This window comes from Sulfitobacter sp. LC.270.F.C4, assembly GCF_032922545.1.
Taxonomy (GTDB): Bacteria; Pseudomonadota; Alphaproteobacteria; order Rhodobacterales; family Rhodobacteraceae; genus Sulfitobacter; species Sulfitobacter profundi.
Genome location: NZ_CP136692.1, coordinates 234,927 through 256,820 on the forward strand (window position 1 = coordinate 234,927; position 21,894 = coordinate 256,820).

A 21,894-nucleotide genomic window follows, 5' to 3' on the forward strand; every position below is an offset into this window, starting at 1 on the left:
GCCTTTAACGGTCCGACAGCGCAAACCCCGCATAGGCAAAGGGCATGACCGCCCGGCGAAAGCGGCCCAACTCGAACCGCGCAAGCGGGGCGCGCATGGGGGCGGGGTAGGGCCGCTCTGGCGTCTTGCCGCGTACCAGATCAGCCAAAAGCGCACCGGAATAGCTGGCCATCGCCACACCATTGCCGTGGTAGCACAGCCCCGCGACCATGCCCGGCTGATCCGGCACCTCGCCTACAAAGGGCATGCGGTTGCGGGCGATACAGACCATTCCGGACCATCCATGCGGTGTCTCTACATCGCGCCACGCGGGGAACATCGCCTCGAAATCTGCCCGCGCGCGGCGCAGGGCGCGCGCCTCGGACGCTGGGCTCGACAGCAGACCGCCGCGCACACCGAACAACATGCGATTGTCGGGCATCAGGCGGAAGTAATGCAGCAGGTGGCGGCTGTCATAGCAGGCCTGTCGGCTGGTCCAGCCTTGGGCAGACAACTCTGCCTCGGTCATTGGGCGGGTCACGATCACGCTGGACTGCGTTGGCATGTAACGCGCGGCAAGCCACGGCGGCAGGTCTTCGGAGGAATAGCCGTTGGTGGCGATGATCACCCGCTCGGCGCGGATGCGCCCCTTGGGGGTGGTGACGTCGAATGCGCCGTCGCGCCGTGTCACGTTGAGGGCTAGGCTGTTGTGATAGACCGTGGCCCCCGCGTCTTCTGCGGCCTGCGCTAGGGCGGTCACATATTTGCGGGGGTTCAGGCCAAATCCAATCGGCACAGTGATCGCGCCTTCGAAGCCCGCGCTCAGCCCCTCTGCGGCCAAATTGGCCTTTTCGGTCAGCCGTGCCGTGACGCCGTAATTCTCTGCGTAATAATCCAGCTTGCCGCGCATCTCATCAAAATCGCGCGGGCGGTGGGCCAGTTGGGTTTCGCCGTGGGAATGACGGTCTACGTCGACGCCACGGGTGGTGATGAAATCCTCCACCTGCCCTATCGCTGCCTTCTCGGCCTGCCGCCACGCAAGCCGCTCTTGCCGCCCGAATTTGCGGTCGAGCGCCGCATCGTCGAGCATCCCGCCGCCCAGACAGCAAAAGCCCCCGTTCCGCCCAGATGCGCCAAAGCCCACACGCTCGGCCTCCAGCACCGTGGCCCCCACCCCGGCCTGCGCCAGATGCAGTGCCGCGTTGAGACCGGTGAACCCGCCGCCGATGATCACCACATCGGCGCGCTCTTCTCCCTCCTGCGCCGCACGATCCGGCGCGGCGCAGGTTTCATCCCACCAGCAGCCCGCGCGCGGTGCCTCGGAATAGGCGAAATCCGCGTAGATGCGCCTCATGAAGCGGGCCGTTCCGCCGCACGGGCCTCCTCTTGCGCGCGTAGGCTGGAGCGTTTGCTGACCAACGACGCGGTGATGACCCCCACGGTGACAATGGCGATCATGATCGTCGACAGCGCGTTGATCTCAGGCGAGACCCCCAAACGCACGGCGCTGAAGATTTTGATCGGCAGCGTGGTCGCCGACGGCCCGGCGGTGAAGGAGGCGATCACCAGATCATCAAGGCTCAGCGTGAAGGCCAAGAGCCAGCCCGAGATCACCGCAGGCGCGATGATCGGCAGGGTGACCAGACGAAACGCCTCCCAAGGAGACGAACCCAGATCAAGCGCGGCCTCCTCCAACGAGCGGTCAAAAGACACCAGCCGCGAAGACACAACGACCGAGACGTAGCACATCGAAAAGGTCGTATGCGCCAGCACGATAGTGAGCACGCCGCGGTCCAGCCCGATGCCGATGAACAGCAAAAGCAGCGACAGACCGGTGATCACTTCAGGCATCACCAGTGGCGCATAGATCATGCCGGAAAACAGCGTTCGCCCCATAAATCGCCCGCCGCGCACCAGCACATAGGCGGCCATCGTGCCCAGCACCGTGGCGATCGACGACGAAATCACCGCGACCTTGATCGTGACCCAAGCGGCGTTCAAGAAGGCTTCGTTTTGCAGCAACTCGCTATACCAGCGGGTCGAAAAGCCAGCCCAGACCGTCACCAGTTTGGAGGCGTTGAAGCTGTAGATCACCAGAATGATCATCGGCAGATAGAGAAAGGCAAACCCCAGCGTCAGCGAGGTCACGTTGAACCATGTCATCCGCTTCATTGTTCGGCCTCCGCCTGTTTCTGCTGGTTGCGTTGGAACAGAATGATCGGGATGATCAGGATTAGCAGCAAGATCACGGCAACGGCACTCGCCACCGGCCAATCGCGGTTGTTAAAGAATTCTTCCCACAGCACTTTGCCGATCATCAGCGTGCCCGAACCGCCCAGCAGCGAGGGGATCACGAATTCGCCCAAGGCCGGGATGAAGACCAGAAAGCTGCCCGCCACGATGCCATTGCGCGACAACGGGATCGTTACCAGCCAGAAGGCTTGCAGCCGCGAACAGCCCAAATCTTCGGCGGCCTCGTTTAGCGATTCATCCAGACGGTCCAGCGCAGCGTAAATCGGCAAGATCATGAATGGCAGGTAGGTATAGACGATGCCGATATAGACTGCCGTATTGGTATTAAGGATCTGTAAAGGCTCTGCCGTTAGACCCAACCCCATCAGCAATTGATTCAGCAGCCCTTCGTTGCTGAGAATGCCCATCCACGCATAGACGCGGATCAGGAAGGAGGTCCAGAAGGGTAAGATCACCAACATCATCAATGTGGCGCGCCACTCTTCGGGGGCGCGGGCCATGCCGTAGGCGATAGGATAGCCGACCAACAGCGTAAAAATGGTCGAGACCACAGCGATTCGCAGCGAACTAAGGTACGCTTTCCAATACAGATCGTCAGAGGCGAGGAAGGTGAAATTCTCGAAATCCAATTGGGCGATCAACGCGCTGATGCCGTCCTTGATGGTCGGCGTATAGGGCGGGATCGCCAGCGCCGTGTCAGACAAGGAGATCTTAAAAACAATCAGGAAAGGCACCAAAAACAGCGCCAGCAGCCAGAAATAGGGGACCGCGATCAGGGCGAAGCGACGCATATTCATTGCGCCAACAAGACGCCTGCGGTGGCGCTCCATGAAATCCAAACTGGATCTTCCCAAGTGATATCGCGCCGCGCGATGCGGCGGGTGTTGGCCGTCTGCGCTTTGATCACCTGCCCCCCGGGCAGTTCGACGTGATAGGTGCTGAGGTTTCCCAGATACGCGATGTCGAGCACTTTGCCCTGTAGCGCATTGGGGGCATCCTCGGGCCGGTCGGTCGAGATACGAATTTTCTCGGGTCGGATCGCCAGATGGGCCTGCTGCCCCTCGCTGAACGGCACGGCAGAGGTCGCGGTCAGCGGCGGCTGCCCGTCGATCCAGTTCAGATGATATTGGTCTTGGCCAATGGCCTTGGTGCTGGCTTCGATGATGTTCACGTCGCCGATGAAGTCGGCCACGTAGACGGAATTCGGTGCCTCATAGATTTCAGCCGGGGTGGCCACCTGAATGACGCGCCCCTCGTCCATCACCGCCACGCGGGAGGCGACGGTCATCGCCTCTTCTTGGTCGTGGGTCACGATGACAAAAGTGGTGCCGGTGGATTCTTGAATATCCATCAGCTCGAACTGGGTGTCTTGGCGCAATTTTTTATCGAGCGCGCCCAAGGGTTCATCCAAAAGCAAAAGCTTCGGCGCTTTTGCCAGCGACCGCGCCAGTGCAACGCGCTGCCGTTGGCCGCCGGAGATCTGATGCGGTTTGCGGCGGGCGAATTTCTCTAGCCGGGTCAGTTTCAGCATCTCGGCCACACGGGCCGCAATCGCGTCCTTGTCCATTTTGTCGCGGCGCAGACCAAAGGCGATGTTGTCCCAGATGCTGAGATGCGGGAACAGCGCATAGGACTGGAACATCATGTTCACCGCCCGTTTGTTCGGCGGCACCGGGCCGATGTCTTGCCCGGCCAGTTCGATTTGCCCGGAGGTTGGGTTTTCAAACCCCGCCAGCATCCGCATCATCGTCGTCTTGCCGCAGCCCGATGGGCCCAGCAGAGCAAAGAATTCCTGCGCATAAATGTCCAAAGACAGGTCGTCGATGGCGACGAATTCGCCGAATTTCTTAGTTACATTCTTAAAGCGAATGAGCGGTTTTTCGTCGGGGTCGTTCCAGGGGGCGAAGACGGTTGGGCTCACGGTTGAGACATCCTTTGCTCGGGCTTTGATCGGGCTTTGATCGGGTCGCGGGGCAAGAAAAAGGGGCGCGACCAGACTGGCCGCACCCCCTGTCTCGGATCAGGTACCAGACTTGATCTTGGTCCAGAGCCGGGTCACCACGCGCTGCACTTTCGGCGGGTAGGGTGTGGTGGTGAACAGGTTGTTCAGCGCCGCTTCGGAAGGGTAGATCGCCGGGTCGCCGATCACATCCTCGACCAAATGCTCTTGCGAGGCTTTGTTGCCGTTCGCGTAGTACACGTAGTTCGACGCTGCCGCCATATTCTCGGCGTCCATGATGAAGTTCAGAAACTTATGCGCGCCTTCGGGGTTTGGCGCGTCGACCGGGATGGCCATCTGGTCGAACCACATCTGCGCCCCTTCGGAGGGGGCGTTATAGGCGATCTCAACGCCGTTGTCGGCTTCGGCCGCGCGGTCGCGGGCCTGCAGAATATCGCCGGACCAGCCGACTGCGACGCAGACATCACCGTTGGCCAAAGCATTGATATATTCCGAGGAGTGGAATTTTTGGATGTAGGGGCGGACCGGCATGAAGACCTCCTCCGCCTTTGCGATCACATCCGGGTCATGGCTGTTGGGGTCTTCGCCGATGTAGTTCAGCGCCGCCGGGATCATCTCGGCCGGGGCATCGAGGAAATGCACGCCGCAATCGGCCAGTTTCTCCATATTGGCAGGGTCGAAAACCAGGTCCCAAGAATTGACCGGGGCGTCTTCGCCCAAAGCTTCTTTGACCTTGCCGAGGTTCACGCCGATGCCTGTGGTGCCCCACATGTAGTTGATCGAATGCGCGTTGTCGGGATCATATTGTTCGGTCCGCGAGGAAACCACATCCCACATATTTTCAAGGTTGGGCAGCTTGGAGGCATCCAGCGGCTGAAACGCACCGGCAGTGATCTGGCGCTGCAGGAAGGTGCCCGAGGGGACAACCACGTCATAGCCCGACCCACCGGCCAGCATTTTGGTCTCTAGCACTTCGTTGCTGTCGAACACGTCATAGACCAGTTCGATGCCGGTCTCTTCTTCGAATTTATCCAGCAGGGATTCGTCGATATAATCCGACCAGTTGTAGACGCGGACCGTTTCGGCAGTGGCGGCACCTGCCATCAAGGTGGCGACGGCGACGCTGCTTAGTAGCACATGTTTCATTTCATACTCCCGTTAGACAGGTCGGGTTGATCCCCACCTTTCGTCAATTTGATCAAGTTTTGCCTCCTCGGGCAAGATGGTTTATGCTTTCATGCAGGATGAAATGCTGCAACACACGGCGAAACAAGACGGAAAGACCGCTCCCATGGGTTCAGAAAAGACCGATCCGAGATTGCTTCCCGCCGCCGATGCGGCGGTCAAGACACCAATCCATCAGCATGTTTACGAACGTCTGCGCAAGATGATTCTCTTTGGCGATTTGGCCCCCGGACAGGGGGTTACGATCCAAGGTCTGACCGCCGCGCTTGATGCAGGCATGACGCCCGTGCGCGAGGCCATCCGACGCCTGATCTCCGAAGGGGCGCTGACCCATTTGGGCAACCGCCGTGTCACCGTGCCAGAGCTGACCCATGCCGGGCTGGAAGAGCTGGGATTCATGCGTGAAACGCTAGAGCCGGAACTGACCAAACGCGCCGCAAACCGCATGACAGACGGGCGTTTGAACGCTCTGCATGATTGCGACAACGCGCTGAACCTTGCCATCGATCGGGGCGATGTCGGTGGCTATCTGATGCAGAACTACAGCTTTCACAGGATGATCTACGACCTTGCAGAAGCGCCCATCATGGCCGCCACGGTGGACCGGTTGTGGCTGCGTTTCGGCCCCTCGCTTCGCGTGGTTTGCGGGCGCTATGGCACCAGCAATCTGCCCGACAAACACGCAGAACTTCTTGCGGCCTTTGCCGCCGTGGATGCCGCATTGGCGGGTGAGGTCATGGCAGGCGATGTTGCACAAGGAATGACCCAAATCCGCGCCGCCCTTGATGGGTTGCCCATTCCGCGTTGATTCGATTGACATGCTATAATTTGATCATATTCTGCAGCGAAGCTTATTTTTCACGCAGATAGAAGGTGCACAGACATGCCGCCCATTACGAATCACCTCCCCACCGCGGACCTTCAGGCGCTTGATGCGGCGCATCATATGCATCCTTTCACCACCAACGATGAATTGGGCGACAAGGGCGCGCGCATCATCACACGGGCCAAGGGCATCTATCTGACCGACAGCGAGGGGAATGAAATCCTCGATGCGATGGCGGGGCTGTGGTGTGTGAACCTTGGCTATGGCCGCGAAGAGATGGGCAAGGTCGCCGCACGGCAGATGAACGAACTGCCCTATTACAACACCTTCTTCCAAACGACCCATGTGCCCGCCATCGCGCTGGCCAAGGAACTGGCCGACCTCGCCCCCGGTGATTTGAACCACGTCTTTTTCGCCGGGTCCGGATCAGAGGCGAACGACACCAACCTGCGCATGGTCCGCACCTATTGGGCGCAAAAGGGCAAGCCCGAGAAGAGCCATATCATCAGCCGCAAGAATGCTTATCACGGCTCTTCGGTCGGGTCGGCCAGTCTGGGCGGCATGACCTATATGCATGAGCAAGGCGGCCTGCCGATCCCCGGCATCCATCACATCGGTCAGCCCGATTGGTATGCCGAGGGCGGTGATATGTCGCCCGAGGACTTCGGCCAGAAACGGGCGCAGGAGCTGGACGCGAAGATCGTCGAACTGGGTGCCGACAAGGTTGCCGCCTTCATTGCCGAACCCGTGCAGGGCGCCGGCGGGGTTGTCATTCCGCCCAGCACCTACTGGCCCGAGATTCAGCGCATTTGCGACAAACACGACATTCTGTTGATCGCCGACGAGGTGATCTGTGGCTTTGGCCGGACAGGGAACTGGTTCGGCTCGCAAACCATGGGGATCAAGCCGCATATCATGACCATCGCCAAGGGCCTCAGCTCGGGCTACGCGCCGATTGGCGGGTCGATTGTGTGTGACGAAGTGGCCGAGGTCATCAACGCCTGCGAATTCAACCACGGCTACACCTATTCCGGTCACCCGGTCTGTGCCGCCGTGGCGCTGGAAAACCTGCGCATCATGCAAGAAGAGAACATCGTCGACCATGTGCGAGACGTCGCCGCCCCCGCGCTGAAAGAGGCGCTGGATAAGCTGGGAGAGCATCCGCTGGTTGGCGGGGTCAACGTCTCTGGCCTGATGGCGTCTCTGCCGCTGACGCCGGATAAGGAAAGCCGTGCGCAATTCGCGGATGGGGGCGTCGCTGGCTACACCTGCCGGGAGCATTGCTTTGCCAATAATCTGGTAATGCGCCATGTCGGCGACCGGATGATCATCTCTCCGCCGCTGGTCATCACGCCCGAAGAGATCAAGATATTCGCCGCACGGGCGACCAAGGCGCTGGATGCGACCTATACCGATCTGAAAGACAAGGACATGCTGAAAGCTGCGTCCTAAACGACCCGGGCTGCCCCCGTTTGGGGGCGGCCCTTTATTCGTTTCGCAGTCGGGCCAGCAGCCGGGGCGAAGCATAGCCATCCGGCGCGATCCCCTCGGACTGCTGATAGCTGCGCACGGCTTTGACGGTCAGCGGGCCGATCTTGGCGTCGATCTTTTGCGTGTCAAAACCCGACTTTGTCAGCAGAGTCTGCAATTCGATCCGCTCATCAAAGCTCAGCGCGCGGTCTTCGCGGGGCCACTCTTGCTTTATTTCCCCCGCGCCGTCGATCCGGTCGGCCAGATGGCCGACGCCGATGACATAGGCATCCGCCGTGTTATAGCGCTCGATCACCGCGAAATTCGGGAAGATCATAAAGGCCGCGCCCTGCGCGCCTGCGGGCAGCAGGATCGACGCGGGCCCGTGATCCGCAACCGCGTCACCACTCAGCGCGGTCACGCCAAGTTGGGCCCATTCCGCCGGGGTCTTGGTCACCTCACGGTCGGCCAGCAGATAGTCAAACCCCTCGGGCAGGGCCACTTCGACACCCCAAGGCTGGCCCGTCGTCCAGCCGAAATGCTTGAGATATGCAGCGGTAGAGGCCAGCGCATCGCTGGGGTTGTCGCCCCAAATGTCCCGCCGCCCGTCACCGTCCCAATCGACGGCATGGGCGTGGAAGGACGACGGCATGAACTGCGTATGCCCCATCGCGCCCGCCCAAGAGCCACGCAATTGCTCTGCATCGGTATCGCCCGCCTGCAAAATACGCAGAGCGTCCAGCAATTCGCCCTCGAAAAATTCCGCCCGCCGCGCGTCGTAGGCGAGGGTGGCCAGCGAATTCAGCACGCTGTCGCCGCCTCGGAAACTGCCATAGGCGCTCTCTAGCCCCCAGATCGCGGTGACGATCTCTTTCTCAACGCCATATTTGATTTCGATATCTTCCAGCGTGCGCTCCCACTGGGCCAACGCCTTTTGCCCATTCTGCACCCGCAGATCCGAGGTCGCGGTGTCGAGGTAATCCCAGATCGTTTTGGTAAACTCCGACTGGTTGCGGTCGCGGCGGATCACCTCGGTGTCATAGAGCACCGTATCCAGCGCGCGGTCAAAGACATCCGGGTCGATGCCCTGCTGCAGGGCGCGGGGCCGGAATTCCGTCACCCAAGCGCGCAACCCGGCCTCATCGCCGGTGGCCTCTGGGGTGGCTTGCTCTGCCGGGGTGGCGGAAACAACCACGGCCTGCGACGTGCGCGGCGCGGGCCGCGTAGATTTAGCAGGACCAGACCCAAAGGCCGGAGCCCCCATGCCTGCGGTCGCAAGAATGCCTGAAATCATCGCGTAGTGCCGGATCATAATCGCCTCACCTCATAGAGTTGCGACAAATCCTATGCCCGCCCCGCCCCGGTGGAAAGGGAGGGGCGCGGCCATCCGCGAAGCTCCGCCTGTTTGCCGCCTCAGCGGCGGGTGCGGGTCACTTTGCGCTTGATCTTGTCCTTCTTGCGCTTGGCCTTCACGGCCTTGCCGCGCGGATTGCGGCCTGCCGGGCTGCGCCGACTGCCACCCCCGCCTTGCTTCACCTTCTGATCTTCGATCTCAAGCAGTTCCAGTGCGATGCCCCCGGTGACGGGCACCGCCTCGGCCAGCCGTACGGTCACCCGTTGGCCGATGCCGATGATCATGCCGGTATCGGACCCCATCAGCGTCTGCGCCTCTGGATCATGGTGAAAATACTCGCGCCCCAAAGACCGCATCGGCACCAGCCCATCGGCGCCCGTCTCGTCCAGCTTCACGAAGGCCCCGAACCGGGCGATGCCGCTGATCCGACCGGTGAACTCATTGCCCACACGCTCTGACAAGAAGGCGGCGAGGTAGCGGTCAGTCGTGTCGCGCTCTGCCACCATTGAGCGCCGCTCGGTGTCCGAGATATGCGCGCCGGTCTGTTCCAGCCCTTCGATCTCTTCCGGGGTCAAACCGTCCTTGCCCCAGCCATGCGCCGTGATTAGCGCACGGTGCACAATCAGGTCCGCATAGCGCCGGATCGGCGAGGTGAAATGCGCATAGGACCGCAGGGCGAGGCCAAAGTGCCCGATATGCGCGGGCCCGTAATAGGCCTGCGTCATCGACCGCAGGGTGCTGAGGTTGATCAGTTCCGCATCATTCGTCCCCGCCGCCTGATCCAACAGCCGGTTAAGATGCGCGGTCTGCAAAACCTGCCCCTTAGCCAGCGTAAAGCCTGCCGCCTGCGCCGTTTCGCGCAAGGATTCCAACTTCTCCGGAGAGGGTTCCTCGTGAATGCGGAACAGAAGCGGTGTCTTCTTCTTGATCAGCGTCTCGGCGGCGGCGACATTAGCCAGCACCATGAACTCTTCGATCAGCTTATGCGCGTCGAGCCGTTCGCGGAAATTGACCGATTTCACCTTGCCATCGTCACCCAACTCAATCCGGCGTTCCGGTAGGTCCAACTCAAGCGGCTGCCGCTCGGCCCGCGCGGTTTTCAGCGCGCCGTAGGCGGCATAAAGCGGTTTCAGCACAGGCTCCAACAGCGGGCCAGTGCGGTCGTTCGGGTTGCCGTCAATGGCGTCCTGCACCTCTTCGTAATGCAAGGATGCGGGCGAACGCATCAGCCCGCGATGGAACGTATGGCCGGTCTTGTTGCCCTTGGCATCCAGCACCATACGCACGGCGATACAGGCGCGCGGGACACCTTCGTGCAATGAGCACAGATCGCCCGACAGGCGATCCGGCAGCATCGGCACCACCCGGTCGGGGAAATAGGTCGAGTTACCCCGTTTGCGCGCCTCGATATCCAGCGCTGAACCGGGCGTGACATAGGCGGCCACATCCGCGATGGCGACCCAGACGACATGACCGCCTTCGTTCTTGGGGTCTTCGTCGGCATGGGCATAGCAGGCGTCATCATGGTCGCGTGCATCGGACGGGTCGATGGTGACCAATGGCAGATCACGCAGGTCTTCGCGGCCCTTAAGACCCTGCGGTTTGGCGGCATCGGCCTGTTCGACCACCTTATCGGGGAAATTATCGGGAATGCCGTGCTGGTGGATCGCGATAAGTGACACCGCACGCGGCTCTGATGGGTCGCCCAACCGCTCGACGATGCGGGCACGGGGGGAGCCCATGCGGCCCTTTGGCCCGGCCTGCTCGGCCTCAACCAACTCACCGTCTTTCGCGCCATGAGTGTGATCGGCCCCAACGCGCCATTCACGGTCAGCGCCCTTGTCGATCGGCACGATCCGCCCGCCCTCGGCAGCCTTGCGGAAGATGCCCAAGACCTTTTTCGGATTGCTGCCAATGCGGCGGATCAGCCGCGCCTCATAATGGTGGTCTTCGCCTTTCACCAGCGTCAGCCGTGCCAGAATGCGGTCGCCTTCGCCAAGGGCGGGATCACTGTCGCGCGGGATCAACAGCACGACGGGCTCTTTCCCCTCGCCATGCCATTCCATCGGCTTGGCAAACAGATCACCATCCTTGTCCGGCCCGGTGACCAGCAGCACCGAGACAGGCGGCAAGCGATCCGGATCCTGATAGCTGCGCTGGCGCTTTTCCAGATGGCCCTCGGCCTCCAGTTCTTTCAACACGCGCTTCAGGTCGATCCGCGCCGCACCTTTGATGCCAAAGGCTTTGGCGATGTCGCGCTTGGCGGTCAGCGTGGGGTTCTGTTCGATCCAGTCGAGGATCTCGGATTTGCTGGGTATCTTGCTCATACCTCAGCAGGTAGCACGCAGCCCCCCTGTCGTCATGGCAAATCGTGAATTTCGTCCACGTCGCGCAGGGTTGAGACTTCGGCGATGCGGTAGCCCGGCAGGGTCGCGCGGCTGTCGGCCAGCGCGTGCGGGCCGGACCAGCGCACAGCGTCGAACAGGCTAGGCGGTGCGCGGCGGGGGTGTTTCAACCCCACCAGCCAGTAGCCCCCATCGGGCGCGGGGCCAAAGACCGCGTCATGTCGTCCGAGCGCATCGAAGGCCCGCGCAAGTTCCTTGCGATTAATGCCGGGAATATCCGCCCCGATCACACAGGCCCGGCCGGGTGCGGCGCGCAGCATCCGTGCCATGCGGTCGCCCAGATTGCCCCTGCCCTGGGGCCAGCGGGGCAAATGTGCGGGCCAAACCCGGCTTTGCAGCCCTTCGACATCCGGCGCGACAGCCAGCACCACCTGCCAACGTGGATCTTCAATGCGGCGCAGCAGGCGGCGCGTCTGGTGGCGAAACCACCATGCCGCGCCCACCATGCCAAGGTCACGGCCCAGCCGGGTTTTCACCCGACCGGGATGCGGTTCTTTTACCATAACGATGAGCGTTGGTTTCACGTGAAATAATTCCGCAGCACGCGGGTGTAGATGGATTTAAGCTGTCCGATATGTTCGACCCGCACATGTTCATCGACTTGGTGCATGGACTGGCCGACCAAACCGAACTCGACCACCGGGCAATGCGCTTTGACAAAACGCGCGTCCGAGGTGCCGCCGGTGGTCGAGAGTTCCGGCTTCACCCCAGTCTCCGCCTCGACCGCGCCCGAAACCAGATCGGACAGAGCGCCCGGCGGGGTGATAAAGCTCTCGCCGGAGATCTTGATCTCCACCTCCACCTGTAGGCCGAATTCCTCGGCGATTTTGTCCGCTTCGCCGCGCAGCCAATCGCTGAGGCTTGCGCCTGAATGGTGGTCGTTGAACCGGATATTCACCGCGCCGCGGCACTGCGCCGGGATCACGTTGGTGGCTTTGTTGCCAGTGTCGACCGTGACAACCGCCAGTGTCGACGGATCGAAATGATCGCTGCCCTGATCCAACTCATAGCTGGCCAAACGGTCCATCAGCCGCATCATCGCGGGCAGCGGGTTGTTGGCCCGGTGCGGATAGGCCGCGTGGCCCTGTTTGCCCGTCACCTTGAAATGCGCGTTCATCGACCCGCGCCGCCCGATCTTGATCATGTCGCCCATGGTCTCGGGGCAAGTCGGCTCCCCCACAAGGCAGACATCCATCCGCTCGCCGTTCTCGGCCATGTAGTCCAACAGCGCCGTGGTCCCGTCGAGCGCGTCGCCCTCTTCGTCCCCGGTGATCGCCAGCACGATGGAACCATCGGGCGGTGTGTCTTTGACGAAATCAACCGCCGCCGCGACAAAGGCTGCCACGCCGGATTTCATGTCGGTGGTGCCGCGGCCATACATGATGCCGTCTTTGATCTCGGCTCCGAAGGGGGGCATCGACCAATCGGCCTCATCCCCGATGGGGACCACATCGGTGTGACCGTTAAAGCCGAAAGACTTGGTGTTGCCCTTGTTGCCCCAGCGGGCAAAAAGGTTGCAAATGCCGCCCCGGTCCACGCGCGTACAGTCGAACCCAGCCGCGCCCAGCACCTCTTCCAGCACTTCCAACGCACCATCGTTGGCGGGGGTGACAGAGGCGCAGCGCACCAGTTTTGCGGTGAGATCAACAGGGTCGAGACCGGACATTTCGGCTCCTTTTCAGGGGTTATCGCTTGTCCGGTAACTTGTGTGGGCAAATCGCGCCGATGCCAAGGGGGCGCACTGCAATTCCCCGTGTGGGACCGTGGTCAGTCGAAAAACGGGGTCATTTGGGCGACGATGACCGAGTTTTCCTCTAGTGCGCGCTGCATCAACTCACGCTCTTCGCCGTCGATCTCTTGGCCCTCGGCCTCGCGCTCTTCCAGCGTGCCATAGCCGGTCACGTCCAGCGGGTTGGTGTCGGCCTGTTTGAGGATCGCCACGGTCTCTCGCACGGCTTCGGCCTCGTCGATACCAGAGGCGAAACACATCAGCGCGGCCCCGGTGGCCTTGTCGGGCAGTCCATCGCCATCCTTGCGACCGATCTGAACCAAAAGGGTAAAGACCTGCTGGCGCGAAGGTTTCTTGGTTTTCTTGGGTTCAGACATGATAAGGGCCGCCGATTGCTTTCGGCAGCCCTAACCTTTTCGCTCAGATTTGGAAAGGGGCCGCGCCCCTGCCCTTAGGTCTTGGCAATCAAGTCTTGCCGCGGACCAACCGTGTGACCCAGATCAGCAGGCAGGCACCGATGATGCCGACCACCAACTGACCGAACCAACCGCCCAGCGTGCTGCCAACGATCAGCATCAACAGCCAGTTCGCTACCAAGGCACCAACGATGCCGAGGATGATGTTCATGATCAGACCCATGTCCGATTTCATGATTTTTTCTGCGATCCAGCCTGCAAGGCCACCCACGATGATTGCGGCAAACCAACCGATACCCGTCATGTCGTTAATCTCCTTTGAATTCAGGTCTCAACGCTATGAAGGGGCATTTGGTTCCCTCAGTCGCGCAGCAACTCGTTGATCGAGGTTTTGGAGCGGGTCTTGGCGTCCACCCGTTTCACGATCACGGCGCAGTAAAGGTTCACGTTGTTCTTCGATGGCATGGTGCCTGCGACGACGACCGACCCTGCGGGCACTTCGCCATACATGATCTCACCAGTTTCGCGGTCGACGATCTTGGTCGACTGGCCGATGAAGACACCCATGCCCAGCACCGAACCTTCGCGCACGATGCAGCCTTCGACGACTTCCGACCGCGCCCCGATAAAGCAGTTGTCTTCGATGATAGTCGGGCCTGCCTGCATCGGTTCCAACACACCGCCGATGCCGACGCCGCCCGAGAGGTGCACGTTTTTGCCGATCTGCGCGCAGGAGCCGACGGTGGCCCATGTATCAACCATGGTGCCGCTGTCGACATAGGCGCCGATGTTCACGAAAGACGGCATCAGCACCACGCCGGGCGCGATATAGGCCGAGCGGCGCACGACGCAGTTGGGCACGGCGCGGAAACCGGCCTCTTTCCATTCGGCATCGCCCCAGCCTTTGAATTTGCTGTCGACCTTGTCCCACCAGCCAGCGCCCTGCGGGCCGCCTTCTTGATGTTCCATATCCTTGATGCGGAAGCCCAGCAGCACGGCCTTTTTGGCCCACTGATTGACATGCCACTGACCGTCGTCCTGCTTTTCCGCCACGCGCAGCTTGCCGCTGTCGAGCGCGTTCAGCGTCTCTTCGATGGCGTCGCGGGTCTCTCCGGTGGTGGCGGATGTGATCTGGTCGCGGGTATCCCAAGCGGCTTCGATGGCGGTTTCAAGTTGGGCGTTGGACATGGGGCAAGTCTCCGAATGTGAAAAGGCCTTTTGAGGGCTATAGCCTTGCACCGCCAAGGGTGCAATTGCCGGGCAAAGTGAGGCGTGGTCATTCTGCGACCAACAAGGCATGTTGACCTGAACGCCCATCGCGCCACCTGAGCCAAGCCCTAGACCAAGGAAAGACCCGAGGATGAACGAGGACCACCGCCACCCGCTGCGCCGCGCCAATGTTGACCGCGCCAAGGCCCAAGACGCCCCCGACACGCCGCAAACCCGCGCGCCCGCCTACCGTCTGGCCTTTACCGACGACGACTTCATGTGCCGCGATGAGTTGCGCCCGGTGCGCCTGCAACTGGAATTGCTCAAGCCCGAACTGCTGCTCGATGCCCATGGCATCCAATCGACCATCGTGCTCTTTGGCGGCGCGCGCATTCCTGCACCAGCCGAGAAACACACCGCCCGCACCAAGACGCTGGCCGATCTGTCGCGTTTTTATGACGAGACGCGCACCTTTGCCCGGCTGATGACTGAAAAGTCGATGGAGACCGGCGGCGTGGAGAACGTCATCGTCACCGGCGGTGGGCCGGGTGTGATGGAGGCAGGCAACCGTGGCGCGCTGGACGCGGGCGGCCATTCCATCGGCCTGAATATCGTGCTGCCGTTTGAGCAGGCGCCCAACGAATATGTCACGCCGGAGCTTTGCTTTAACTTCCACTATTTCGCGATCCGCAAGATGCATTTCCTGATGCGCGCCCGCGCGATCTGCGTCTTCCCCGGTGGTTTCGGCACCATGGACGAGCTCTTTGAGGCCCTGACGCTGATCCAGACCGGCCGCATGAACCGCGTGCCCTTCCTCCTGTTCGGGCGTGAGTTCTGGGAAAAGATCATCAACTGGGACGCGCTGGCCGATGCTGGGACGATCTCTGCCGAAGACCTCGACCTGTTCCGCTTTGTCGAAAGCGCGGATGAGGCGATGGAAGTGATCGAGAATTGGGAGACCGCCCCCGCCCGCGAACATGTGCCGGGCCGGGAAGAGGTCGAAGATCACGGCTGATCGGGCCTTGCCCGGCCCCGTCACCGGGTAAAGGTCTGGCCCAAGGCCACTTCGGCCCCTTGGACAATATCGCGCAGGATATCGGCGGCGGGTTTGACCGCGCCGATCAACCCTGCGACCTCTCCGACAAAGGCGTTGGCAGTGCGGGCGTCGCCCTCTGCCACCGCCGCCTGCCAACGTGGCAACTCCTGCGCCAGCGCGGCGCGCAGCCCGTCGGGGTCATCATGCCAGCGGTCGGTGAACTCATTGCGCAGCACGCGGCCCGTGTAGCGTTTGGGCCAGTCATAGCCGCGCATGATGTCGGTCACGGTGCTGCGCAGCGTATCATCGCCACCGGCCTCAATCGCGGCCTTTAGCATCGCGGGATGCACCAGCGCCTCTTCCGAGGCCCAGAAGCGCGAGCCGACGACCACCCCATCGGCCCCGAGCATCAGCGCCGCAGCCAACCCGCGCCCGTCACCCACACCGCCCGCCGCACAAAGCAGCACTTCAGGCGCATGGCGGGCGATGTGATCGGCAATTTCGGGCACAAGGGTAAAGGTCGCGCGTTTTTCACCGTGGCCGCCAGCCTCGGCCCCTTGGGCGACGATGATTTCAGCCCCCAGATCAATCGCATGGGCGGCATCGCGCAGGGTTTGCACCTGACAGATCAGCGGCACTTTGGCCGCTCGGATCGCGGGGACGAACTCTGCCGGATCGCCGAACGAAAGAAAGACCGCCGCCGGGTCGCGGGCGAGAACCTGCTCCAACGCCTGCGGATGCTCCCGCAGTTTCCAAGTGATAAAGCCGCAGCCGACCGATTGGTTGCCCGCCAGATCTTGCTGCTCAGCGATCCATTCGCCGGAATCGTAGGCCCCGCCGATCATGCCCAAGCCCCCCGCGCTTGAGACCGTAGCCGCCAGCCGCCCGCCCGCGGCGAAAGCCATGGGCGCTTGGATGATCGGATGGCTGATCCCCAGCCGTTTGGTCAAACGCGTGGTCAGCATCCCCTACCGCCCCGCCAGAATGGCGTCAGCGGCCTTTTCGGCAATCATCACCGTCGGCGATGCCGTGTTGCCCGAGACGATCTTGGGCATGATCGAGGCATCAATCACCCGCAGTCCCTGCAACCCATGCACCCGCAGATCGGCATCGACCACCGCCATCGGATCACTGCCCATCTTGCAGGTGCCAACGGGGTGAAAGATCGTCGTGGCAATATCGCGCGCCTTGTCGAGCAGGTCTTCATCGCTCTGCACGACGGGGCCGGGCAAGATTTCCTCGGGCTGATAAGGGTGCAGCGCCTTGGCCGTCATGATGTGTCGCGCCTGTTTCATGGCCGCGACCGCGACACGCTTGTCGCTCTCGGCGGAAAGATAGTTCAGACGGATGTCGGGCTGCACCGCGCTGTCGCGGCTGGTCAGATGGCAAGAGCCGATACTCTCGGGCCGCAGGTTGCAGACCGAAACGGTAATCGCCGGGAACGGGTGCAACGGATCGCCCAGCTTGTCGGTCGACAGGGGCTGCACGTGGTATTCCAGATCGGGCGTCTCCAACGCGGGGTCGGACTTGGTGAACATGCCGAACTGGCTGGGTGCCATCGCCAAGGGGCCGCTGCGCCGCATGAGATATTCCAGACCCATCCGCCCCTTCCCCCAAAGCGAATGGGTCATCGTGTTGAGCGTCTTGGTGTTTTGCACTTTATAGACGGTGCGGATCTGCAAATGGTCCTGAAGGTTCTCCCCCACGCCGGGCAGTTCATGCAGCGTGGTGATACCCATGCCGCTCAAAAGCTCGCTCTGCCCGATGCCCGAGAGTTCGAGGATCTTGGGTGAGTTGATTGCCCCCGCCGACAACAGCACTTCGCCCTCGGCCACGGCCCGCAGGGCGCGGCCTTCGTGGGTAAAGCGCACGCCGGTCACGCGCTTGCCCTCTAGGATCAGCCCATTGGTATGGGCATGTGTCATCACCCGCAGGTTGGGCCGCTGCATCGCGGGGCGCAGGAAACCGCGCGCCGTGTTCCAGCGCACACCGCCATGTTGGTTCACCTCGAAAAAGCCCGAGCCTTCGTTATCACCATCGTTGAAATCGGCACGAGGTTCGATCCCGAACTCCCGCGCGCCGTCCTGCACGGCCTCCAAAATGTCCCACCGCAGGCGCTGTTTGCTGACCTTCCATTCACCACCGGCGCTGTGCATGTCATTGCCGCCCGCGTGGTGATCCTCGGACTTGAGGAAATAGGGCAGCACGTCGTCCCAGCTCCACCCGGCGTTGCCAAGCTGCCGCCAATGGTCATAGTCCGCCGCCTGCCCGCGCATGTAGATCATGCCGTTGATGGAGCTACAGCCGCCCAGCACCTTGCCGCGCGGGTAGGTCAGAGAGCGCCCGTTCAACCCCGGCTCGGGCGCGGTTTTCATCATCCAATCGGTGCGCGGATTGCCGATGCAATAGAGATACCCCACCGGCACCTTGACCCAGTGGTAGTTGTCATCCCCCCCAGCCTCGAGCAGCAGGACGTTATTGGCTGGATCAGCGCTGAGACGGTTGGCCAAAACACAGCCCGCGGTGCCAGCGCCGACAATGATATAGTCATAGCGACCCTCTAGCTGTGTCTCGTCGTGCATGGTGATCTCTCCCGATATTCTGGCCCGCCTCCCCGGCGCGTTATTGGTAGAGCGCCCGGCGACAGGTCACAATCCCTGCCGTAAGTCGCCCGCCCACCGCGGCATTTACCGCAAAGCCACATTCCTCGCGCTTTGCCCGCGCAGCGCATCCGTTTGTTGATTTTTTCGGCTCTTAGGTGAATATGGCCGAACTGGATATATTGCCCCGATGCGTTAGGTTTTGCCTTGGGGTTAAAATTTCGCCGCCTTCTGGTGGCCAGAGACAAGGGTTATAATTAGTGCGGCGACCCGAATTTATACTGTTTCTCGGATGTCTCGCCATCACCTTTGGGGTGTTTCTCTACAGCAATCGCAGCAATGATCTCGCCACCGAACGGGCCTTTGACCGGATCGCCGAGGAAAGCCTGCAAAGCCTCGACGCGCGGATGCACACCTATTTGCAGAGCCTCAACGGCATCGCCGCCTTCATGAACGCCTCTGACGAAGTGACCGCCAGCGATTTCGCGCATTACGTCAATACGCTGGAGATCGACACCTTTCTGCCCGGCATCAACGGCATCGGCTTTGTCGCCCCGGTCGCCCGAGGGACCGAAGAGGCTTTCATCGAAGAGGTAACCGCCCTCGGGATAGAAGATTTCCGGATCCACCCCAACACCGGCAACGCCGAGAAGATGGTGATCCAATATATCTACCCCCAAGGGCCGAATGCAGAGGCCGTGGGCCTTGATATCAGCTTTAACGAGGACCGCCGCCGCGCCGCCCTGCGGGCCCGCGAGACCAGAGAGCCGCAACTGACACCGCGCATTCTGCTGGTGCAGGACAAATCCCGTCAGCCCGGTTTTCTGTTGCTGCGTCCAGTCTATGCCGCCGGCAACCGTCCGGCGCAGGATACGGCAGGCTTTATCGGTTGGGTCTATGCGCCCTTTGTCGGTGCAAACCTGCTGAACGCGCTGACCCCGGCTCAGGGGGAGGCCTATGAAATCAAAGTCTTCGATGGGCTGACCACCGCCCCGGAGAACCGGATTTTCGACAGCACGCCCGAAGGTGTCGAAAGCGGGCATCACAGCATTACCCAAACGATCGAACGCTTTGGCCGCCCTTGGACCGTGGTCCATGTCAGCACGATCAGTTTCGACAGCGCCACGCACAGTGCCGTGCCGGAGATCCTGTTGATTTCCGGCATATTGCTGGCGATCCTTTTCTTCGTCGCCTTCCGCAGCCTGCGCCAGCGCAGCGCGGCCCTGAGCGAGCTTGCCGTGCTGCGCGAACGCCAGATCGACGCCCATGAAGAGGAAAACCGCGCCGTCATCGATAACGCTGTGACGCCTGTATTCCTGCTCGACGGCGAGGACCGCGTGCTTTTCGCCAACCAAGCGGCGCTGGTCTGCTTTGGCTATGGGCATGAGGCGCTCAAGGGGATGGATTTCCGCAATCTCGTCACCGACTTGATCGAAGACCATGACCACGAGCAGGTCAACGCGGCAGGCAAGACCTGCTTTGGCCAAGACCTGAAGCTTGATCTGCAACGCAACAGTTGGACCACCCATACCGGCGAGCGGCGCGTGACGGCAATCGTGCGCGATCTGACCTCGGAACTTGCGGTGCAGGATGAACTGGCGAAGAACAAAGCGCTCTATGACCTCGCCCTCGAAGGCGCGCAGATCGGCGTTTTTGACATCGACTTGCGCACCGGGAAATCCGAGGTGTCCGACACATGGCGGCGCATTCTGGGGATGGCCGATTTCGAGCGGTTGACCGATCCGCAGGCGGAATTCCTCAAGCGGGTCCATACCGAAGACCTGCCGCTGCTGAACCAGACCGATCAGGCCTGCATCTCGGGGCAGCAACAACGTTCCGTCACCGAATACCGGCTCAAGATTGGCACCGGGGAATGGCGCTGGATGCGCTCGGACGCGGTGGTGACCGAACGCGATGAAAACGGCACTGCCTTGCGGATGGTCGGCACCCAAACCGATGTGACCGACATCGTCCATGCCCGCAACGCGCTTGAAACCAGCGAGCGGCGGTTTCGGCAGGTGCTGGCAGCGGCCCCCGTGGGCATGGCGATTCTGGGCGAAGGGGGCGTGTTCAACAGCGTCAACAGCGCGCTTTGCACGCTCTGCGGCTATAGCGAAGAAGAACTGCTGTCGAATACCAAACTGGGCGATCTGATGCCCGAGGGCGATTTGCAAAAGCTCTATGGTGAGGTTCGCGGGCTCGTCGATTCGCGCAGTTCACAAAACTATCAGGCCGAATACCGCATCACCCACAAGCTGGGCTATGAACGCTGGGGCCTGTTCAACGTCTCGTGGACCTTTGACAAGAACACGCGCGGCTATGTCTTTATCGTTCAGATCAACGACATCACCGATCAAAAGAAGCTTGAGCAGATCAAGAGCGAATTCGTCTCGACCGTCAGCCATGAGCTGCGCACGCCGCTGACCTCGATCAAAGGGGCCTTGGGTCTGATCGACACCACGGACAACAGCCGCTTCCTGCCGGCGCATATCCGGCTGATCGACATCGCGCGCAGCAATGCCGACCGGCTGTCGCATATCGTGAACGATATTCTGGACCTCGAAAAGATTTCGTCGGGCGAGGTGCAGTTCGATTTCCACGATGTCGATCTGAACAAGGTGATCAGCGACTCGGTCAACGAAATGTCGCCCTTCGCGATCACTCATAACAACACCTTGGGCGTGCAACTGCCCGACAAACCGCTGACGGTTCGGGTGGATGAAAGCCGCACGCGGCAGGTCTTGGCCAATCTTATCTCAAACGCCTGCAAATATTCCGATGCCGAGAGCGAGGTGCAAATTCGCGCCGAGCGGCTGGGGGACCGGGCGATTGTCTTTATCCAGAACACCGGCCCCGGCGTGCCGGAAAACTTCCGCCCGCGCATCTTTCAGGCGTTCTCTCAGGCCGATGGGTCCGACACACGCGCCAAGGGCGGCACGGGGCTGGGGCTGAACATCACCCGGCAGATCATCAAACGTCAGGGCGGTACCATCGGATTCGAAAGCATCCCGAAAGGCGTCACCGTCTTTTGGTTCACCTGCCCCATCGCCGAGGCCGAAACCGTGCAATCGCCCGCCGCCCCCGACGCGGAAATCGGGGAGCGGGACACGAAGCTGCGCGTGCTGCATATCGAAGACGATATCGACTTTGCCGAGGTGATCCGCACCGGTTTGGACAGCGTGGCAGAGGTGACCAATGTCACCAACCTCGCCCAAGCGCAGAAGTTGATCGGCCAAGAAGAGCTTGATGTGGTGATCCTTGATTGGTCCCTGCCTGACGGCGATGCCCGCTCATTGTTGGAGGACATCATCCGTCTGCACCCAGAGGCCAAGATCATCAGCCTATCCGCCGACAACAACCGAGAGCCCGATCCCCGCGTCGGGATCAACCTTGTCAAATCACGGAGCGGGATCAGCTCGGTGGTCAACTCAATTACGGGAACAACCGCACGCGCATCTTAACCTGTCGCACC

Annotated in this window: 18 protein-coding genes; 4 read left to right on the forward strand and 14 right to left on the reverse strand. The window is 61.4% G+C overall.

Translation table 11 applies throughout. From position 1 onward, the window contains the following. Positions 1-4 precede the first annotated feature (4 nt). The 5 genes from R1T45_RS04985 to R1T45_RS05005 all read right to left on the reverse strand — a co-directional run bounded on the left by R1T45_RS04985 (position 5) and on the right by R1T45_RS05005 (position 5,338). Positions 5-1,333, reverse strand: coding sequence for an FAD-binding oxidoreductase (locus R1T45_RS04985; RefSeq protein ID WP_317390289.1), 1,329 nt, complete (start codon positions 1,331-1,333; stop codon positions 5-7). Next, positions 1,330-2,151: an ABC transporter permease gene (locus R1T45_RS04990; RefSeq protein ID WP_120352052.1), complete on the reverse strand. Its 822-nt coding sequence runs from the start codon at positions 2,149-2,151 to the stop codon at positions 1,330-1,332. The genes R1T45_RS04985 and R1T45_RS04990 overlap by 4 nt, the downstream gene beginning before the upstream one ends. Continuing rightward, positions 2,148-3,023 (reverse strand): ABC transporter permease subunit, encoded by an 876-nt coding sequence (locus R1T45_RS04995; RefSeq protein WP_317390290.1) that lies wholly within the window; start codon positions 3,021-3,023, stop codon positions 2,148-2,150. The genes R1T45_RS04990 and R1T45_RS04995 overlap by 4 nt, the downstream gene beginning before the upstream one ends. Before the next feature lie 2 nt (positions 3,024-3,025). Beyond that, positions 3,026-4,153 (reverse strand): ABC transporter ATP-binding protein, encoded by a 1,128-nt coding sequence (locus R1T45_RS05000; RefSeq protein WP_120352054.1) that lies wholly within the window; start codon positions 4,151-4,153, stop codon positions 3,026-3,028. Positions 4,154-4,252: 99 nt separating this feature from the next. Beyond that, the gene (locus R1T45_RS05005; protein WP_317390291.1) at positions 4,253-5,338 is read right to left on the reverse strand and encodes a polyamine ABC transporter substrate-binding protein; all 1,086 of its coding nucleotides are present in this window, start codon (positions 5,336-5,338) and stop codon (positions 4,253-4,255) included. Positions 5,339-5,483: 145 nt separating this feature from the next. Here R1T45_RS05005 and R1T45_RS05010 point away from each other — a divergent pair, with 145 nt between their 5' ends. Both R1T45_RS05010 and R1T45_RS05015 read left to right on the forward strand, forming a co-directional pair. Continuing rightward, on the forward strand, positions 5,484-6,185 hold the full coding sequence (locus tag R1T45_RS05010; protein WP_317390292.1) for a GntR family transcriptional regulator: 702 nt from the start codon (positions 5,484-5,486) through the stop codon (positions 6,183-6,185). A gap of 75 nt (positions 6,186-6,260) precedes the next feature. Next, on the forward strand, positions 6,261-7,655 hold the full coding sequence (locus R1T45_RS05015) for an aspartate aminotransferase family protein (RefSeq protein WP_317390293.1): 1,395 nt from the start codon (positions 6,261-6,263) through the stop codon (positions 7,653-7,655). 34 nt (positions 7,656-7,689) lie between these two features. Here R1T45_RS05015 and R1T45_RS05020 read toward each other — a convergent pair whose 3' ends face one another. The 7 genes from R1T45_RS05020 to dapD form a co-directional block, all read right to left on the reverse strand. Next, a complete protein-coding gene (locus R1T45_RS05020; RefSeq protein WP_317390294.1) occupies positions 7,690-8,985 on the reverse strand; it encodes a lytic murein transglycosylase in 1,296 nt (431 codons plus the stop codon). 101 nt (positions 8,986-9,086) lie between these two features. After that, positions 9,087-11,354: a ribonuclease R gene (gene rnr, locus R1T45_RS05025; RefSeq protein ID WP_317390295.1), complete on the reverse strand. Its 2,268-nt coding sequence runs from the start codon at positions 11,352-11,354 to the stop codon at positions 9,087-9,089. 32 nt (positions 11,355-11,386) lie between these two features. Further along, positions 11,387-11,956, reverse strand: coding sequence for a TIGR04282 family arsenosugar biosynthesis glycosyltransferase (locus tag R1T45_RS05030; protein ID WP_317390296.1), 570 nt, complete (start codon positions 11,954-11,956; stop codon positions 11,387-11,389). After that, complete coding sequence (gene dapE, locus R1T45_RS05035; RefSeq protein ID WP_317390297.1) at positions 11,953-13,098, reverse strand: succinyl-diaminopimelate desuccinylase; 1,146 nt, start codon at positions 13,096-13,098, stop codon at positions 11,953-11,955. Before dapE ends, R1T45_RS05030 begins: the two co-directional genes overlap by 4 nt. A 101-nt stretch (positions 13,099-13,199) precedes the next feature. Continuing rightward, on the reverse strand, positions 13,200-13,538 hold the full coding sequence (locus R1T45_RS05040) for a hypothetical protein (protein ID WP_067622327.1): 339 nt from the start codon (positions 13,536-13,538) through the stop codon (positions 13,200-13,202). Between the two features lie 88 nt (positions 13,539-13,626). Then, positions 13,627-13,881 carry a GlsB/YeaQ/YmgE family stress response membrane protein gene (locus R1T45_RS05045; protein ID WP_067622328.1) on the reverse strand — a complete coding sequence of 85 codons (255 nt, stop codon included), beginning with the start codon at positions 13,879-13,881 and terminating at the stop codon, positions 13,627-13,629. 56 nt (positions 13,882-13,937) lie between these two features. Continuing rightward, on the reverse strand, positions 13,938-14,765 hold the full coding sequence (gene dapD / locus R1T45_RS05050; protein WP_067940927.1) for a 2,3,4,5-tetrahydropyridine-2,6-dicarboxylate N-succinyltransferase: 828 nt from the start codon (positions 14,763-14,765) through the stop codon (positions 13,938-13,940). A gap of 172 nt (positions 14,766-14,937) precedes the next feature. Here dapD and R1T45_RS05055 point away from each other — a divergent pair, with 172 nt between their 5' ends. Then, on the forward strand, positions 14,938-15,801 hold the full coding sequence (locus R1T45_RS05055) for an LOG family protein (RefSeq protein ID WP_317390298.1): 864 nt from the start codon (positions 14,938-14,940) through the stop codon (positions 15,799-15,801). A gap of 20 nt (positions 15,802-15,821) precedes the next feature. Here the strand turns inward: R1T45_RS05055 and R1T45_RS05060 are convergent, their stop codons facing one another. Further along, positions 15,822-16,787, reverse strand: a complete 966-nt coding sequence (locus tag R1T45_RS05060; protein WP_317390299.1) for a nitronate monooxygenase — start codon at positions 16,785-16,787, stop codon at positions 15,822-15,824. Positions 16,788-16,790: 3 nt separating this feature from the next. Then, a complete protein-coding gene (locus R1T45_RS05065; protein ID WP_260010710.1) occupies positions 16,791-18,404 on the reverse strand; it encodes a GMC family oxidoreductase in 1,614 nt (537 codons plus the stop codon). 278 nt (positions 18,405-18,682) lie between these two features. On the opposite strand from R1T45_RS05065, the gene R1T45_RS05070 reads away from it, so the two are divergent. Further along, positions 18,683-21,883: a CHASE domain-containing protein gene (locus tag R1T45_RS05070; RefSeq protein WP_317390300.1), complete on the forward strand. Its 3,201-nt coding sequence runs from the start codon at positions 18,683-18,685 to the stop codon at positions 21,881-21,883. Positions 21,884-21,894: the final 11 nt, after the last annotated feature.

Coding starts and splice junctions, on each gene's coding strand:
- R1T45_RS05015 (WP_317390293.1), top strand. CDS start 6,261: ATGCCGCCCATTACGAATCACCTCCCCACCGCGGACCTTCAGGCGCTT.
- rnr (WP_317390295.1), bottom strand. CDS start 11,354: ATGAGCAAGATACCCAGCAAATCCGAGATCCTCGACTGGATCGAACAG.
- R1T45_RS05060 (WP_317390299.1), bottom strand. CDS start 16,787: ATGCTGACCACGCGTTTGACCAAACGGCTGGGGATCAGCCATCCGATC.
- R1T45_RS04990 (WP_120352052.1), bottom strand. CDS start 2,151: ATGAAGCGGATGACATGGTTCAACGTGACCTCGCTGACGCTGGGGTTT.
- R1T45_RS05040 (WP_067622327.1), bottom strand. CDS start 13,538: ATGTCTGAACCCAAGAAAACCAAGAAACCTTCGCGCCAGCAGGTCTTT.
- R1T45_RS05020 (WP_317390294.1), bottom strand. CDS start 8,985: ATGATCCGGCACTACGCGATGATTTCAGGCATTCTTGCGACCGCAGGC.
- R1T45_RS05010 (WP_317390292.1), top strand. CDS start 5,484: ATGGGTTCAGAAAAGACCGATCCGAGATTGCTTCCCGCCGCCGATGCG.
- R1T45_RS05065 (WP_260010710.1), bottom strand. CDS start 18,404: ATGCACGACGAGACACAGCTAGAGGGTCGCTATGACTATATCATTGTC.
- dapD (WP_067940927.1), bottom strand. CDS start 14,765: ATGTCCAACGCCCAACTTGAAACCGCCATCGAAGCCGCTTGGGATACC.
- R1T45_RS04985 (WP_317390289.1), bottom strand. CDS start 1,333: ATGAGGCGCATCTACGCGGATTTCGCCTATTCCGAGGCACCGCGCGCG.
- R1T45_RS05045 (WP_067622328.1), bottom strand. CDS start 13,881: ATGACGGGTATCGGTTGGTTTGCCGCAATCATCGTGGGTGGCCTTGCA.
- R1T45_RS05005 (WP_317390291.1), bottom strand. CDS start 5,338: ATGAAACATGTGCTACTAAGCAGCGTCGCCGTCGCCACCTTGATGGCA.
- R1T45_RS05055 (WP_317390298.1), top strand. CDS start 14,938: ATGAACGAGGACCACCGCCACCCGCTGCGCCGCGCCAATGTTGACCGC.
- dapE (WP_317390297.1), bottom strand. CDS start 13,098: ATGTCCGGTCTCGACCCTGTTGATCTCACCGCAAAACTGGTGCGCTGC.
- R1T45_RS04995 (WP_317390290.1), bottom strand. CDS start 3,023: ATGCGTCGCTTCGCCCTGATCGCGGTCCCCTATTTCTGGCTGCTGGCG.